This is a genomic window from Thalassotalea sp. SU-HH00458 (genome assembly GCF_040362795.1).
Lineage (GTDB): Bacteria > Pseudomonadota > Gammaproteobacteria > Enterobacterales > Alteromonadaceae > Thalassotalea_H > Thalassotalea_H castellviae.
This window is the reverse complement of the sequence record NZ_BAABWW010000008.1, coordinates 92,107-108,711: the sequence shown is the minus strand read 5'-3', so window position 1 is coordinate 108,711 and position 16,605 is coordinate 92,107. Positions and strand designations below refer to the sequence as shown.

General features: G+C 35.4%; 12 protein-coding genes. 8 read left to right on the top strand and 4 right to left on the bottom strand.

Annotation, left to right across the window (positions count from 1 at the left end; genetic code table 11):
- The first annotated feature begins 31 nt into the window (after positions 1-31).
- From ABXH06_RS13365 to ABXH06_RS13350, 4 genes are all read left to right on the top strand, one after another.
- On the top strand, positions 32-352 hold the full coding sequence (locus tag ABXH06_RS13365; RefSeq protein WP_311582701.1) for a PepSY domain-containing protein: 321 nt from the start codon (positions 32-34) through the stop codon (positions 350-352).
- 3 nt (positions 353-355) lie between these two features.
- Positions 356-1,036 carry a response regulator transcription factor gene (locus ABXH06_RS13360; protein ID WP_311582704.1) on the top strand — a complete coding sequence of 227 codons (681 nt, stop codon included), beginning with the start codon at positions 356-358 and terminating at the stop codon, positions 1,034-1,036.
- Between the two features lie 5 nt (positions 1,037-1,041).
- Positions 1,042-2,409: an ATP-binding protein gene (locus ABXH06_RS13355; RefSeq protein ID WP_311582706.1), complete on the top strand. Its 1,368-nt coding sequence runs from the start codon at positions 1,042-1,044 to the stop codon at positions 2,407-2,409.
- Positions 2,410-2,526: 117 nt separating this feature from the next.
- Positions 2,527-3,993: a DUF3300 domain-containing protein gene (locus tag ABXH06_RS13350; RefSeq protein WP_311582709.1), complete on the top strand. Its 1,467-nt coding sequence runs from the start codon at positions 2,527-2,529 to the stop codon at positions 3,991-3,993.
- Between the two features lie 107 nt (positions 3,994-4,100).
- Here ABXH06_RS13350 and ABXH06_RS13345 read toward each other — a convergent pair whose 3' ends face one another.
- Together ABXH06_RS13345 and ABXH06_RS13340 are read right to left on the bottom strand one after the other, a co-directional pair.
- On the bottom strand, positions 4,101-5,438 hold the full coding sequence (locus ABXH06_RS13345; RefSeq protein WP_311582712.1) for a M20/M25/M40 family metallo-hydrolase: 1,338 nt from the start codon (positions 5,436-5,438) through the stop codon (positions 4,101-4,103).
- Positions 5,439-5,546: 108 nt separating this feature from the next.
- Positions 5,547-6,089, bottom strand: a complete 543-nt coding sequence (locus ABXH06_RS13340; protein ID WP_353518545.1) for a YaeQ family protein — start codon at positions 6,087-6,089, stop codon at positions 5,547-5,549.
- Positions 6,090-6,185: 96 nt separating this feature from the next.
- Between ABXH06_RS13340 and ABXH06_RS13335 the strand changes: the two genes are divergently transcribed.
- Positions 6,186-7,388, top strand: coding sequence for a T6SS phospholipase effector Tle1-like catalytic domain-containing protein (locus tag ABXH06_RS13335; RefSeq protein WP_311582717.1), 1,203 nt, complete (start codon positions 6,186-6,188; stop codon positions 7,386-7,388).
- 13 nt (positions 7,389-7,401) lie between these two features.
- Here ABXH06_RS13335 and ABXH06_RS13330 read toward each other — a convergent pair whose 3' ends face one another.
- Together ABXH06_RS13330 and ABXH06_RS13325 are read right to left on the bottom strand one after the other, a co-directional pair.
- Positions 7,402-8,310, bottom strand: a complete 909-nt coding sequence (locus tag ABXH06_RS13330) for a GGDEF domain-containing response regulator (RefSeq protein ID WP_311582720.1) — start codon at positions 8,308-8,310, stop codon at positions 7,402-7,404.
- Positions 8,311-8,376: 66 nt separating this feature from the next.
- Complete coding sequence (locus tag ABXH06_RS13325; protein ID WP_353518544.1) at positions 8,377-14,412, bottom strand: response regulator; 6,036 nt, start codon at positions 14,410-14,412, stop codon at positions 8,377-8,379.
- Positions 14,413-14,644: 232 nt separating this feature from the next.
- Between ABXH06_RS13325 and ABXH06_RS13320 the strand changes: the two genes are divergently transcribed.
- From ABXH06_RS13320 to ABXH06_RS13310, 3 genes are read left to right on the top strand one after another with little or no spacing between them, the layout of a single operon-like run.
- Positions 14,645-14,827, top strand: coding sequence for a hypothetical protein (locus tag ABXH06_RS13320; protein ID WP_353518543.1), 183 nt, complete (start codon positions 14,645-14,647; stop codon positions 14,825-14,827).
- The gene (locus ABXH06_RS13315; protein WP_353518542.1) at positions 14,827-15,528 is read left to right on the top strand and encodes a heme oxygenase-like domain-containing protein; all 702 of its coding nucleotides are present in this window, start codon (positions 14,827-14,829) and stop codon (positions 15,526-15,528) included. Before ABXH06_RS13320 ends, ABXH06_RS13315 begins: the two co-directional genes overlap by 1 nt.
- Before the next feature lie 57 nt (positions 15,529-15,585).
- Positions 15,586-16,563, top strand: coding sequence for a C1 family peptidase (locus ABXH06_RS13310; protein WP_353518541.1), 978 nt, complete (start codon positions 15,586-15,588; stop codon positions 16,561-16,563).
- Positions 16,564-16,605 lie beyond the last annotated feature (42 nt).

The following is a 16,605-nucleotide window of genomic DNA, read 5'->3' as shown; positions in this document are numbered from 1 at the left end:
GTTTTTAATTAACTCAGTATTGGTAGGTGAAATGAGCTCTATGACTAAGGTTTCAAAATTGTTGATGATAAGCGTCTTAAGTAGTGTTGTTACTACTTGGTCTTTCTCTGCGATGCCTGTTGCCGCATACCATGGTGCATATATTCAAGGTGCTAAATCAAGTTCACTTGCTATTAGCAGTTCACAACAGGCTGCTCGAATAGTTAAATCGCAATTTGGTGGCAAAATATTGAAAGTGCAACGAACGAAAGTTAATGGTAATAGCGGATATAAAGTCAAAGTATTAAAGAATAATGGTCATGTTATTACGGTTACGGTTGATGCCGTATCGGGTCGAATTTCAGGAAGATAAACAATGCGCGTATTATTAGTTGAAGATGATCTTGATTTACAGCAACAATTAAAAATCCAGTTAGAAACCGCAAAATATAGTGTTGACCTTGCTGATGATGGCGAAATAGGTTTATTTCAAGGACAAGAATATAACTACGATGCTGCGATTATTGATTTAGGTTTGCCAAAAGTAGATGGTAAAACCTTAATTAAATCATTAAGAAGCCAGGGGATCAGTTTTCCTATTTTAGTTTTAACGGCACGTGATCGATGGCAAGATAAAGTGGACGGTTTAGATGCTGGCGCTGATGATTATCTCACTAAGCCTTTTCATCAAGAAGAATTGCTCGCTCGCTTAAATGCACTGATCAGACGTAGTGTTGGTCAATCAAGTCCTGTGATCTCCAACGGACCTTTTGTTTTAGATACAGCGAGTATGTTAGTAAAAGTAGATGATAGTGAAGTCAGCTTAAGTAGTTATGAATACAAGGTCTTCGAATACTTAATGCTCCATCAAGGTCAGGTAAAATCTAAAACTGAATTAACAGAACACATTTATGATCAAGACTTTGACTTAGACTCAAATGTCATTGAAGTTTTTATTAGACGATTACGTAAAAAACTTGATCCGCAAGGGCAATATCAATTTATTGAAACATTGCGCGGCCAAGGCTATAAACTTCGTCAATTTCCGTCTGACTAAAAGCAATGATAACTCACTTTTTTCATCGTTATTTAAATTCGTTAAAGTCTCGCATTATTGTCAGCGCGTTAGTTTTGGTCATGGTGATTTTGCCCATTGTTGCTTTTTTTATTTCAAACGCTTATCAAAAACACATGAATGCCAGTGTTGAAAATGAACTGGTCGCTTATTCTTACTCTATATTAGCGGTAGCTGAGTTTGAAGATGGCTTGTTACTGATGCCTGAAGCGTTAGCTGAAAATCAGTTTAATACCAGTGAATCCGGGTTATACGCGTTAATGACTTCTAAAGGGAATATTCCTCGAACATTATGGCGTTCTGCGTCATTACTTGCCATGGTGATCCCTTATGAGTTGCAATCTCCTCAGGTTGGTGAAAGTCGTTTTTATTCGATTCCAATTGTTGATATTAATCACTTTGTTTATAGCTTTTCGGTAAGTTTTTCAGATAGTTCAAGTGAAGAAAACACTCAGCAAGAAATGACCTTACATATCATTAAACAACAAGCCGATTATCAAATGTTGATGGCTGAATTTCGTCAACAACTTTGGTTAGGGTTATTTGTGTTAATGGCGGTGTTGTTACTCTTACAATTCATTTGGTTGAACTGGAGTTTAAAACCGCTCGCTATTTTGAAAAAAGAAATTTTAGGGATTGAACAAGGCAAAGAAAGCTTACTGAAAGAAAAGTATCCGCAAGAATTAAAACAAGTTACCGAGCAACTAAATACCTTGTTAATCACAGAACAAAATCAACGAAAACGATATCGAAATGCTTTATCTGATCTCGCACATAGTTTGAAAACACCTTTAGCTGTACTGCAAGGTCAATTATCCGCTGAAGATGTAAACCAGAGTCAAAATCAGCTTGATGAAATCAATGCTATGATTGAGCACCAATTAAAACGTGCGCAGAGTGCTGGACAATCCTCATGGCATTTAGGTGTTAAAATTGCTCCATGTGTTGAAAAATTATTAAATAGTTTGCAGAAAATATATCAAGATAAAAACCTTTTTATTAATAAACGGATGCAAACTGACATAATCTTTAAAGGTGATGAGGCGGACTTTTTGGAGATAATTGGCAACTTAATGGATAATGCTTGTAAAGTTGCTAATCAGCAGGTGCTCTTAACAATTAGTAAAATCGAGTCGTCGTTAATTATTTCGGTTGAAGATGATGGTTGTGGAATTGCCGACGATAAGATTGACAGCATCTTACAGCGTGGTACGCGAGCTGATACTTATGCGCAAGGTCATGGTATCGGACTCGCTATTGTCCGAGATTTGGTAGAAAGTTATCAAGGAACATTAGTCATCACTACTTCAACAGAGTTGGCCGGAGCCAAATTTACAGTGTCGTTTTCCAGTTAATTGTAGTCTTATTTTTATGAATGGATGTGAATTATATCGAAAATTAACATTCGTTCAGTATTCATTCAGTTTACGACGAGTAAACTGAAAATCATAGCTCACAGAGAGGTGAAAACTATGATTAGCTCAATTAATTCAATCAATCAAACAGCACTAGAACCAAAATCTCGAAAAAGAATTTTTTCGTCGAGCATATTTTCTTCAGCCATGATGATTTCTGCTTTAGTGCTTTCTACAGGAGTTATGACATCAACTGCTGTTATAGCGGATGAAAACACTCAACAAAGTCAGTCAGAGGGCGTTCAGTTTAGCCAAGCACAACTCGAACAACTATTAGCGCCTATCGCGTTATATCCCGATACTTTACTTACTCATATTTTAATTGCAGCCACCTATCCGTTAGAAGTGATAGAGGCGGATCGATTTATTAAAGAACATGATAATAAAAACGGGCAAGAAATTTTATCGAAAGCAGCCGACAAAGATTGGGATCCTAGCGTAAAAGCACTTGTCGCTTTTCCTCGAATCGTTGAAAACCTAAGTAATGATCTTGATTGGATGAGAAAACTTGGCGATGCATTTTTACAAGATGAAGTTAGCGTTTTAGCAAGTATTCAAACTTTAAGACATCAAGCCGATGAAGCTGGCAATTTATCGCAAATGGATAATGTCGATATTGTTAGAGAAAAACAAACCATCATTATAGAACCGGCTGAGCCTGAAGTCATTTATGTGCCTTATTATGATACTCGTGTAGTTTACGGGCATTGGCGATGGTCACACTATCCGCCTGTGTATTGGCATCGTCCAAGACATTACGCGTATTATCACGGACCTTTTTATTGGCATTCATCGGTGCATATCGGTTTTGATTTCTTCTTTAGTGCTTTTCACTGGAGTAATCACCATGTGGTGAGACACCATCACAAAAAACGTTATTATCATTCAAATAGACGCATAGCGACAAGCCATCACGCTAAACGTTGGAGTCATGATCCTCAGCATCGCCGTGGCGTGGCTTATCGTAGTAAAAAAGTGAAACATCGTTATAGCAGCAATAGACCAAGTGTTGAGCACGACCGTGTGATCCGCCATAATCATAATAAAGTAGTAGTAAACACAAGTTATAAAAACAAAAATAACTTGAAAAATCATAGTGTTAAAAAGGTGTTACCTAAGACTGTTACCCGAAAACATCAGCAAGTTGCTCAACGTTTAAAAAACAAAAGCAGGGTTAAAGTTCAGCATAAAACCACTCGAAACGTTTCAAAAAGGGATCATAAACTTGTTAATAAACAGCGTATAGTGAGCCATCAGAACAAAGTGGTTAGCAAAAGAACAACGCAGCAACCGGTAAACGTTAAATCGTTCGACAGAAACTCTCAAAAAGTTGTGGCGCAAAAACAGCATAAAGCGAGTCAACCTGTTTATAAAACACAAAGTAAGCATGTGGACAGAAAAAGCAGCCAGAAAACATATAAAGCAAGGGGAGGTCACTCTAGTAATAAGTCTACCCGAGTGGCAAAAAGCAGCTCAACAAGAACTAAATCGTCTGCTAATCGAAGCAGACAACATCATAAATAATCTTGTTTGACTGAAAAGTAAAATACCGCAGCTACTTTGTTGTTGCGGTATTTTTTTCGTTCAAATGAGGTGTTTCGAATGAAAAATTGCGTGAATGTATCCGCTAGTTAATATATTTTACCGCGTTTTTTTACTTGATTAACATCAACGCGTGTTGGGGTAATATCGCCGTTAACAAGACCTTGTGTAGCAATCGATAAACTTTCAATTACCTGAAGCATAGAAGATAAGTTTAAACTTGCTAAATCATCTGATACTTGATGATAATGTTTATCTTTATCTAACTGTGTACTACTAAAGCTATGAGCTGGCACGCCTAAACGAGCTAATGTCGCATTATCTGAACGATAAAATAATTGCTGCTCAGGGTAAGGGTCTTGATGTACTTTATTGCCTTTATCTTTTAAGCTTTCATTAAGTAAGCTGCCTAAATTTGAGCGTTCCATACCTGTCATCCACATTTCACCAGGACCAAATTTAGAAGGTTTTCCTATCATTTCAATATTTATCATCGCGACAACATCATCGGGATTTAATTGTTGTGAAAAATAACGCGACCCAAAGCCACCAATTTCTTCCGCGGTGAAAGCACTAAACATTAATGTACGCGCATTATTTTCTTTCTTTGCGTAGTATTGCGCGAGGTTAATGACTGCTGTTGTCCCAGAGGCATCATCATCAGCACCGTTATAAATAACATCTGCATTATCATGCTTATTACTCGCAGGAGTGATGCCTAAATGATCATAATGTCCTGAAAATAGAACGATTTCTTTCGGTTTTTTCTTACCCGGTAATACGCCCACCACATTAGTCAGTTTATGTTTGGTAAGCTTTGATGTTGCCGAAATGTTTACAGATTCAAGCTGTTGTTCATCGGTTAATACCATGACTATGGCGCCTTGGTGCTCAAGCTTTAATTTATTTAATCCGCGAGCAAAGTAACCTCGATAGCTCGAAAATAACTTTGCATGAGCCGTGTTTATTAACACTAAGTGTTTGCCGCCGGTTTGATTAAGCGAACTAATAACTGCTCGCATGTTATCGTCTTTGCCAATGACATGCGTAGAAAAATCTTGTGGTATCGTCCAATTGAAATGTTCAATGGTACTTGCCATGGTTATGTGTTTATCTGCTATTTCAAGATCATTGATAACAGCGCTAAGCTTTTCAGGCGCTATATTGATTAATTCAAAAGACTGTAAGAAAGATTGCTCACTTTCCAATGGCACTAAACCAATTTCCTGAAAACGCTGACTGATATAATTAGCCGCTTTATCAATATCTTCAGAAAAATTTGCCCGGCCATTGAGCTCATTACTTGCTAAAAAAGTAATATCTTTGGTCATTGAGTCGAGGGAAATATTATTGGCAAAAACATTCACAGAAGTGCAGAGAGTGAAACTCAAAGACAAAGCCATCGTTAAAGCATTTTTTGCCAACATTATATTTGTTTTTTTTATCATCATTATTTAATTATTGTGAGGAGTTGATCATACTATTGAAGATTTAGTGTGACTTTGCAATAACTTAACATGAAGATACTGAGAGGATTACTCCTCAAACTGTAAAGTTTCTTTTTCAATCAATAAGCTTTCATCGCCTATTGTGAGCCACAACTGACCATCTTGAATACTGGCTTGAATTTCCATCGTGCGATTTAACAATTTCTTTAAGTTTTTGATCGTTTCAGCATTAAAGCGCGATACCGTTAAATTTTTATATTGGGCGAGTTTATTTTTATTTTGCTGCCACCAAACGTCAAACGGTGAGCTATAGCCATATAAAACAGTATGCTGTGCTTTGTTACAGGCTTTTTTGATTCGTTTTTCATCCGGTTGACCTAGCTCAATCCATAATTCTATTTCTTCAGAATAATTGATTTGCCATAGTGCCGCTTCATCTTCATCGCTTAAGCCTTTGCCAAAGGCTAAATGTTCATGAGCATGTAAAATATATGCGAGAAAACGTGTCATTAAACGAAAATCTGTTTCAGAAGGGTGCTGAGCTACCGTTAAATTTAATGTATCGTAATAATCTCTATCCATATCGGATAAATGAATGGTTGCTTTATAAATAGTTGATTTCAAAGCCATATGAATTGGTAATAATAAGCTTAGTAGTTAGTAGTTTTTATTATACGCTTCATTTCAACGCTTTATACACTCTTTTTACCTTAATGGCTTAAATACATGAAAAATTCATCAAAGCCGTTTTTACTCATTGGGATTGAATTTGGGAAATATGGCTTATTCAATGGTCATTTTTTCTCCTTTGTCTACACTGTTTTTAGTGAATTTTTTCGTAAAGTAACAATGAGAGGCATCGTTTACTCTCGTGCAACCAGCAAGGATGTTAAAATGAAACGTATTATTATTTGTGCTGATGGAACTTGGAATCGGCCTGAACAATTAGGCAAAGATCAATATCCTACTAGTGTTCTGACATTTGCTCGGCATTTATTGCCGGAAGATGATACGGGCACTAAACAGGTAGTTTTTTATGATTGGGGAATAGGTTCTTATCATGACCAATTATCTGGTGGTGCATTTGGTGCGGGCTTAGAAAAAAATGTCTTAGACGGTTACCGATTTTTAGTTCATAACTATGATATTGGTGATGAAATATATTTGTTTGGTTTTAGCCGAGGTGCATACACCATTAGGAGTTTATGCGGCTTAATTAATAATTGTAGTGTATTAAAAAGTGCTGAAGGGCGATTAGTCGAAAAAGCCTTTGATATTTATAAAACGAAAAAGCATACGCCAAAAAGTCAGTTTGCCAAAGATTGGCGAGCCGAACACTCAATAGCGAATCAAGTAAAAATTCACTTTGTAGGCGTTTGGGATACCGTTGGGGCGTTGGGATTACCCTTTAGTATTTTTGGCTTAATAAAAGATAAACATCTTTTTTATGACAGAAAATTGGGCAGTAACTTGAAAACTGTGCGGCACGCATTGTCACTCGATGAAACTCGCGATGATTTTGAAGCAACAATTTGGCAACCAAGAGATGATGTTGATTTAGCGCAAGTATGGTTTGCTGGTGTTCATGCGGATATAGGGGGGAGTTATAAACCTGATAATGATGGCAAAGTCTTGTCAGACATTCCCATGCAATGGTTATTAACCGAGGCAGAAAATAGCGGTTTGGCGTTTGATAATCAATTAAAACAACGAGCATTAAGAGCACATAACTGCGCTAATGCAAGTCAACATAATGAATATAAAGGTAAATATAAATTACTGGGTAAACGTATTAGAGAAATACCGGCTCAAACTGAAATTCCAACCTACGTACATTCAAGTGTACAAACGCGCTATTTATCGAGCTATAAAAGTCAACCGATAGAAAACTATATTAAGAAACATGGGCAATGGCCACCCATTTGGTGATAACTCATATAGTTTATAAAGATTCTATCACCAGTTGATTTCTGCCGTTTTCTTTCGCTTGATAGAGTAATTTATCTGCTTTAGCTAATACATCTGCTGGTGTAATGGATTGGTCGCTTTCAACAATAACGGCACCAATACTGATTGTAAGAAACTCTGAGGCTAAAGAGTATTCATGCTTAATGGCTTTTTCTGCTAGTGCTTTCATTACATTGTTAATAATTAATTGAGTACCTTCAATATTACTATCGGGTAAGATAATTAAAAATTCTTCACCGCCGTATCGCGCGACAAAATCGCGTGGCCGTTGTAACACTTCTCGAAAACTTGTGGCGACTTTTTTTAGGGCTGCATCTCCAGCACCATGACCATAATGGTCATTGTAATGTTTAAAATAGTCGACATCGATAAGCGCAACCGCTAATTTTTTATGATCACGTTTATTGGCAGCAAGTTCATCGGCAAGCACAATATCCATTCTACGTCGGTTTGAAATACCCGTTAACGCATCTAAGTGTGCAACTTCGTTGAGCATTTTTCTTTGCTTTATTAATTCTAAATGCATCATGACGCGAGCGATAACTATGTTTGCTTTAAAGGGCTTATAAATATAGTCACAGCCACCTAAGTCAAAACCTCGCTCTTCATCATCGCTATTGGCTAATCCAGTAACAAAAATCACTGAAATATTCATGGTTTTTTTATCACTTTTTATTTCTTCAATCACTTCAAAACCAGAGCGATCAGGCATGATCACATCAAGCAACATTAAATCTGGAAGATGTTTACGAGCAAGTTCAACGGCTTGTGCACCGTTTTTAGCAAAAATGATTGTCGCTTCATCTTGGAGTAATTCTTTGAGTATCTTTCTGTTAGCTTTTTCATCATCAACAATTAAGACTTTTTGTGATAAATTTTTCATAATGGCTTACTTTCCATGTGCTTGCTTTTATCTGGTTGTTAATTATTGCTAATCTAAACAAAGAAACTACAAGGTATTAAATATCACTTTAATATTGTTAAGTGCATCTTCGTATTCAATATCTTCAATAGAATCAGCGATATTTTTAGCAATAGTCTGATGTTTAGTATTTTTTGTTAACGATATTAACCTTGGTAATAAATCTTCTACTTCGGCATTTTCATCATTTATTAATTCTTTAATTTCAACAAGTAATGCTTTTAATTGACCATTGAAATATTCAACATTGGAAATTTCTGACTGTGTATCAACCTGATCTTCTTGTGTTATTTCATTCGTTACAGATGTTATCGCAATTAAAACATTATTTAATTCAATGCAGGTTGAAGCCATGATTAAATCAGCTGACTCAGGCTTGTTTTTTAATTGTGCTTCTAATTCTGTAGCTCGTTTCGTTAATGTTGTTGCTCCAATATAGTTTGCATTGGATTTTAATGAGTGAGCAACCCTAAAAGCTTCATCATAGTGTTTGCGTTGATATATCTCTCGTAAACTATCGACGGTATCGCTATAATTTTTAGTAAAATCTATAACTAATTGTTTGTAAATATGGGCTCTACCGCCCATAGCTTTAATGGCATTATTGACGTCTAAAATAGTTAGCTTTGATAATTCAACAATAAAATTATCAGCACTGTTGTTGTGGATAGCATTATTTTCATTATGACTGTTTGATAGCTTTGCATTTTCCAAAGACTTTATCTTCTTTTCAGCCCCTTGATTTTGCTTGTTTGACTCATTGACTAACCATTTTGACAGTAATAAAAACAGTGCATTAGGATCGATAGGTTTAGTGAAATAATCATTCATACCAACATCAAGACATTTTTGTAATTCTTCTTGCATCGCATGTGCAGTCATCGCAATTATCGGTAATTTAGCAAACTTTATTTGACGGCGAATTTCTTGTGTGGCGGTAATTCCATCCATTACAGGCATTTGTAAATCCATAAAAACAATGTCATATGTTTTTTCAGCTAATTTATCTAACGCTATTTTTCCGTTTTCTGCAATGTCAATTTTAGCGTGTGTTTCTTCTAAAAAGCCTAACACTACTTGTTGGTTTAATTCGTTATCTTCCACCAATAATATATCAGCGTGAGATAAATCTAATAATCCATTTTGTAGCGTTTGAGATTGTTTATTAAGGTTATCTAATTTTAATGCATCCATCATCGCGTTCAATAATACCGAGGCATCAACAGGTTTTTCTAAGTAGCCATTGATCCCCGCAGCTTGCGATAGCGAAATAGCATCGCTTTTATCGAACGCTGTGACCATTAATACTGCCGGTAAACTTTGTTGCTGAATATTTTGATTAATAGCATGGGCAAGCTCAATACCGTCCATTTTTGGCATGCGCCAATCGGTGATCACTAAGTCGAAAGGTTGCTCTAAAATCACGGCACTATTAATGAATTCTAAGGCGGATTCTGCATCATTAGCTGTGGTAATTTTACAGCCAAATTGTTCGAGTAAATCTACAATGACATTTAAACATAGAGGATTGTCATCTACGACTAATACATTAACGCCTTCAATCATCACACTGTTGGCTTTAATTAATTCACTTTGTTCCACTTCTTCAAAATTAACCGTAAAGCCAAAAGTGCTTCCTTGGCCTAATTCACTTTTTACCCAAATATCACCATTCATTAATTCAGTAAGTTGTTTACAAATTGAAAGCCCTAAACCGGTTCCGCCAAATTTACGCGTGATAGTGTCATCTGCTTGGTTGAATGACTGAAATAGGTGTTCGATTGAGTCTTCACTTAAACCAATACCAGTATCGGCAACATTAAATTCTATTTTATTTGGATCTTGTTCGTTTAATTTTACTTCAATTAACACGTGTCCTTTTTCAGTAAACTTAACGGCATTGGTTACTAAATTGACTAATATTTGTTGCAAACGTATCGGGTCAGATTTAATTTGTTTTGGCAGATTTGGTGCGGTTTTAACAATTAACTCTAAACCTTTGCTATGTGCTTTTAAAGCACAAATGTTGGCGGTTTTTTTCAATAAACCTTCAATATTCATCACCACAGATTCTATGGTCATTTTGCCGGCTTCAATTTTAGAGAAATCCAAAATATCATTGATTAAGCCGAGAAGGGCTTGAGAAGCATCTTGAGTTTTTTGTACTAAATCTTTTTGATGATTATCGAGTTTAGTTTTTAACGTTAAATGACTTAATCCTATAATGGCGTTCATCGGCGTACGAATTTCATGACTCATTTTCGCTAAAAATTCACTTTTCGCTTTTGTTGCTTTTTCTAGCTCTGAGGTACGATTTGCTACTTGAAATTCTAAATTTCGATTAATGTCGAGTAAGCTTAAATGGTTTTCTACCCGCGAGAGTAGTTCATGCTTTGAAATTGGTTTACTTAAATAGTCATTACCACCAACAGCAAAACTTTCAACTAGGTCAATGACTTGGTTTTTGGCGGTTAAAAATATGACGGGAAGTTCGTTAACGGAAAACGATTTTCGTAATGTTTTACACACTTCATAACCAGACATTTGCGGCATCATCACATCAAGCAAAATTAAATCATATGGTCGTGTTTCTGCTGAGCTGCTTTGTTGAGCCTGTTGTTCAGCGGCTTGGTCAATCATTGCTAGTGCTTGGCTGCCACTCGAGGCTTCAGAAAGTTGATAACCTAAAAGGTTTAGATGGTTCAACAAAACCTGTCTGTTAATAGGGTCATCATCAACGACTAAGATATGAAATTTTTGATGATCAATAGGAACGTCTTTATCTTGATTAAGTTCCTGCTCGCTTACAGTGATGTACTCAATTTCACTGTCTAAATGTTGTAAGCGATTCAGCTTTTGTTGGTTTGCTGATTTAACTACGTTAGTAACATCGGTAATTTGGTCGGCATTTATCGGTAAAGTAAAGGTAAAACAACTACCTTTATTTTCAGTTGAAGTAACAGATATTGAGCCATCATGTAATTCAACCAATTGTTTGGTAACGGCTAAACCTAAGCCAGTACCACTTTGATGACGTTGGCTATGACCTTGTAATTGTTCAAATGAATTAAATATTACCGATAACTTATCTTGCGCAATTCCGATACCGGTATCAGTCACCGAAATTTTGATATGCTTGCCACTTAATTCTGCATCAACAGTTACTTCACCTTGTTCAGTAAATTTAATGGCGTTACCTATCAGGTTATACAGAATTTGCTCTAATCGATTTTCATCAGCATTGACTAGCGGCAATGTATTGACAACGTTATTTTTTAAGACGATTGGTTTGTCACCAATTAAAGGGGTTGATACGGTTAATACCACATCGGTTAAACTGTGTAGTTCAACCCCACTAGTATTGAGTTTAAGGTTTTGATTTTTCATTTTTGAAAAATCAAGAATGTCATTCACTAGGTGCGATAGTCGTTTACCACTAGCCACAATCATTGCTAAATTTTTATTGGCATTTTCAGGTAATTGACCAGCAACGCCATCAATTAAAGACTCTGCTAAACCTATTATGCCATTTAACGGCGTACGTAGCTCATGGGAGGTATTGGCTAAAAATTCGTCCTTTAATTTATCGGCGCGGGTTAACCGCACATTGATGGCTTGTTCTTTTAAACGTTGATAGTTTTGGCGATACAAAATATAACCAATTAATCCAACAAATAAGCATAGATATATCGAATAAGCCCACCAAGTTTGCCAAAGTGGTGGTAACACGTGTACGGTTAATGACTTGCCTTGTTCATTCCAATATCCGTCACCATTACTTGCTTTTACTTTTAAAATATAATGACCTGCGGGCAAATTGGTATAGGTAGCACGACGGTTTTTAGCGTCAGTATAAATCCATTCATCATCAAAGCCCTGTAACATATAAGCATACTGATTATTCATTGGCTCTGAAAAGTGAAGGGCAGCAAACTCAAATGAAACCAGTTTTTCGTTGTAGGTCAACGTTAACTCTTCAAGTTCATTAATCACCGAGTCAATTGTGAAGGTATCTTTATTGGTTTTGTTTTGTGATAAAACGACTGGCTCGTTATGTACAAGAAAGTCAGTCAAAACCACTTTCGGCGGGGTAGTATCATCGACAATATTTTCAGGATAAAAATGGTTGTAACCGTTTACACCTCCAAAAAACAATTCGCCTGATTTGCTTTTGTAAGCAGAAAAGGAAGCAAACTCCTTTGATTGAATGCCGTCACTTTCGTCGTAATTTTTAAAGGTTTCATTTGCCGGATCAAATTTTGATAATCCATTATTGGTACTGAGCCATAAAAAACCTTGATTATCTTCTAATATGGTATAGATCACATCATTTGGTAAGCCATCTTTTTCTTTATAAACGGTAAACGTTTCGGTTTTTGGGTCGAATTTATTGAGTCCTGAAAAAGTTCCTATCCAAAGGATATTGTTTTTATCTTCATGAATATCAACAATAAAATTACTGGATATTGTATTTTTATTGTCTTTATTAAATTTATAATGAGTAAATTGTTTAGATTCAAGGTTATATTTATTTAATCCCCCATTTTGTGTGCCAATCCACAAATTACTTTCCATATCTTGATATATGGCCCAGATGTTGTCATCTGATAATGAGTTTTCATTTTGAGGATCATGTTTAAAATGTTGAAAAGTGTTTTCTTGAATATCAAAGCGATTTAATCCGCCTCCCCAGGTCCCTAACCATAAGGTATTTTCATCTTGTTGGATAATATCTAAAACGGCTGGGTGGCTTATACTGTTGGGGTTATCCGCTTGATGGTTAAAATGTGCAAAAGTATGGTTTTTTATGTCGAGAAGTTCTAAGCCAGCATTAACTGTTCCAATCCAAACGCCATTGTTTTCATCTAACAAAAGTTTAGCAATACCATTTGAGCTAATACTGTTAGGGTTAATTGGTTGATGTTTGAAATGGGTATATGTACCATTTTTTTTGTTAAATAAGTTTAACCCAGCATCATAAGTACTTAATAAAAATGTATCATCAGGTAGCGACGCAAATCCCATCACCGTATTGCTGCTTAATGAGTTTTTGTTGCCTTTTTCCTGATTGATATGATTAAATTGCTCATTATTTAATTCATATTTATCCAAACCATAAACATAATTGCCAATCCAAATGTTGCTTGATTTATCAGCAATAATGGCTGTAATTTGATTATGACCTAAGCTGTTTGGGTTGGCATCATTGGCTTGAATTAACTGAAAATCATCAGTGATTAGATTATATCTAATCACTCCTTTTGTTTGTGTTCCTACCCAAAGTTCATCGTTAGTAAATAAAAAGCTATTGATGTGCTTATAGGTAAATAAATTTAATCGTTCATCATTGTTGAGCATTAAATTGTTGTTTAAATCGTATAAAAGAATGCCACTTTTTGTTCCTATCCACAATTTTTGATCATGAATGGCTAGCGTATTAATATTGTTATTATTGATGATAGGAGTAGCTTGAAGTGTTGTTAGGTTTAATTTTAACAGTCCTTCGTTTTTTGTCGCGACCCATAAGTTATTTTGTTGATCAATTTGTAATGCTAAAATGGTTGAATTAGGGAAGTAGCGTGTAAAATTAGTTCCATCAAAGCGATTTAATCCTTTCTCCGTGCCAATCCACATGGTCGCTTGATGGTCAAGAACCATGCTATTGATCACATTGTTACTTAAACTATTGTGATCAGATGGACTATGGTTATAGGTGATAAAATCATTCGTTTTTCTATTAAAACGGTTCAAGCCAGATATTGTACCAACCCAAATATTATGGAATTCATCTTCAAGTAAAGACTTAATGTGGCTATTTGACAGAGTATTCGTTATTTCAGAATCACTTTTGTAAACAGTGAAGTTATAACCATCAAATCGATTCAAACCATCTCCTGTACCAACCCACAAAAAACCTTGTTCATCTATGAGCATTGTTTGTACTGATGCTTGAGATAATCCTTGGTCTCTATCGTAGTGTTCAACATAAAAATCTTTTGCGAATAAAGGCATTACAAATAAATTTAGACAGAGTATTGCGAATAGCATTAATTTTAAGTGCATTGAACAGCCTTTCGGTTTTAATCTAATTAGTGAGTTAGCTACCAAGCGTAGCTTAAAGTTAATCCTATATTTCGACAAGTTATTATTTAAGCAACACATAATTAATAAACACTTGACATTATTTTAATATAAAAACTATTCTGTATCGGTTGTTTAAATCATCGTTATTTTTAATTAACTTATTTAAAGCAACTGGTTATAAATCATTTATTTAATTTTCTAAGGAAAGCACATGTCAAATAATAAAAGCAATACTGAACATTTACATGAGGAAGGCGTAGTAAATAAGGCTGAACTAAGTGATGAGCATGTCAATGCAATAGATAGTTTATCAGCAGAAGAAATCGAACAAATAAAATCTATCCATAAAAATGTAAATAAAGATAATGATAATCCTGTAGGCATTTTCTTTTAATGTTTGAAAAAAAACTACGATTAAGTCACTTTGAGCGTTTGCAAAATAGTATTAAACTATTTAAATCAAGGTGCTCTTTAGTTAGCGAAAAAAGCTTACAGTTAGCTTGTTTTCCTGAAGTGGTGAGAGAACAAGCTTATATTAATTACTGTGTTTCAAGCTCTACAATCCCATTGCTCACAGAAACTATTCGTTGTGCTAAGTTGTTACCTCATGATCCTATTGCAAAATTGTTAATTCCGTATATGGAAAAGCATATACCAGAAGAACAAGGGCACGATCGTATTGCATTAGAGGACTTTATCCGATTAGGAGGTACTAAAGAGCAAGCACTTGAAAGAATTCCTCCTGGGAATATCTCTGCTCTTTTAGGTTCTCAATATCATCTGATTCGACATCATCCTGTCGCGTTTATGGGGTATTTATGTGCCACGGAAGTTAATCACCCTACCGTAGAATACGTAGAAAATTTAATTAGCATTTCTGGGAAACCACGAGAGTGTTTTACCGCAATGTTACTGCATGCTACGGTTGATATTGGACATAAAGAAGACATTATTACTACCTTAAATTCATTACCACTGACTGAAGAACATTATAAAATTATTGAGATGAGTGCATTTCAGTCTTATCGTTATATTGCGTTAGTAATGGAAGATGTTTGTAAAGTAGCACCGGTTAATAATAAAGCTACAGCATAGTTTACTTATGATTTAAAAAGAGCATTTTATGCTCTTTTTTTTGGATAAATTTAAACAATGGATAAACATAACATGGAAATAGTCCATCAAAGAACGTTATTGCCTGATCCCCATGATGATAGAGATCATAATTTTTGTGATATTCATGGCGCTAAATCTTCTTATTTTTGTGATATAGATTGTCAGAATAAAGTAAAAGAAGAAATCGCCTCATACATCTTAAATAAAGTTGATTTAAGGTCACAACTTACTTCAGAAATCATTAACCAAGGTTTGTTAAATTCATGTTCTGCCTGTGCCATTGCGGTTGCATCAGAGTTATATTTAATAAAAAAAAGCCAACCCTTTATCGATGAAAATGCCAGTAATATAGATGCCTCACAAATGTTTGTTTATTACAATGAACGTGTATTGGAAGATAAAGTTGATATTAATGCACCTGTTTATATCCGCAATGGCATTAAGTCTTTATTTAAACACGGTATTTGTTCTGAAAAATCTTGGCCATATCCTGAAATGATGTTACCAGAAAGTTTAAAAACTGTTGTAGCAAATGGTTCAATGGCAGAAATACAACAAGAATTATCTCGCGTGATGACAGAGCATCAAGCAGATATTCAAGCGGCAATTAAAGAAAAACCTTCTAAAGCGGCAATCACGCAAGCAAAAAAACACATTATAAATCGCTATTGTAAACTGAACGAAGAAGATGATTTAACTGAATTAAGGTTAGCGTTATCAAAAGGTTTACCAGTTATATTTGGCATGAACGTGCCGAAAAGTTTTTATGCCATTGGTGAAGATGGTGTAATGACTATGCCTTGTCCTACTGAGGCGCGACTTGGCGGACACGCTTTACTCGCGGTTGGTTATGATGACGACAAAAAAGTGTTTATCGTGAGAAACTCTTGGGGTGATGAGTTTGGTGATAAAGGTTATTGCTATATGCCGTATGAATTTTTCACTAGTGGCTATCCTTTAAATGGTAAAACACAAGACAATACTTTTAGTTATTGGTGTTTAACTCATGATTAGCGTACATAAAATTGCTGAGTGAAAGGTTGTTTCAGTATAACC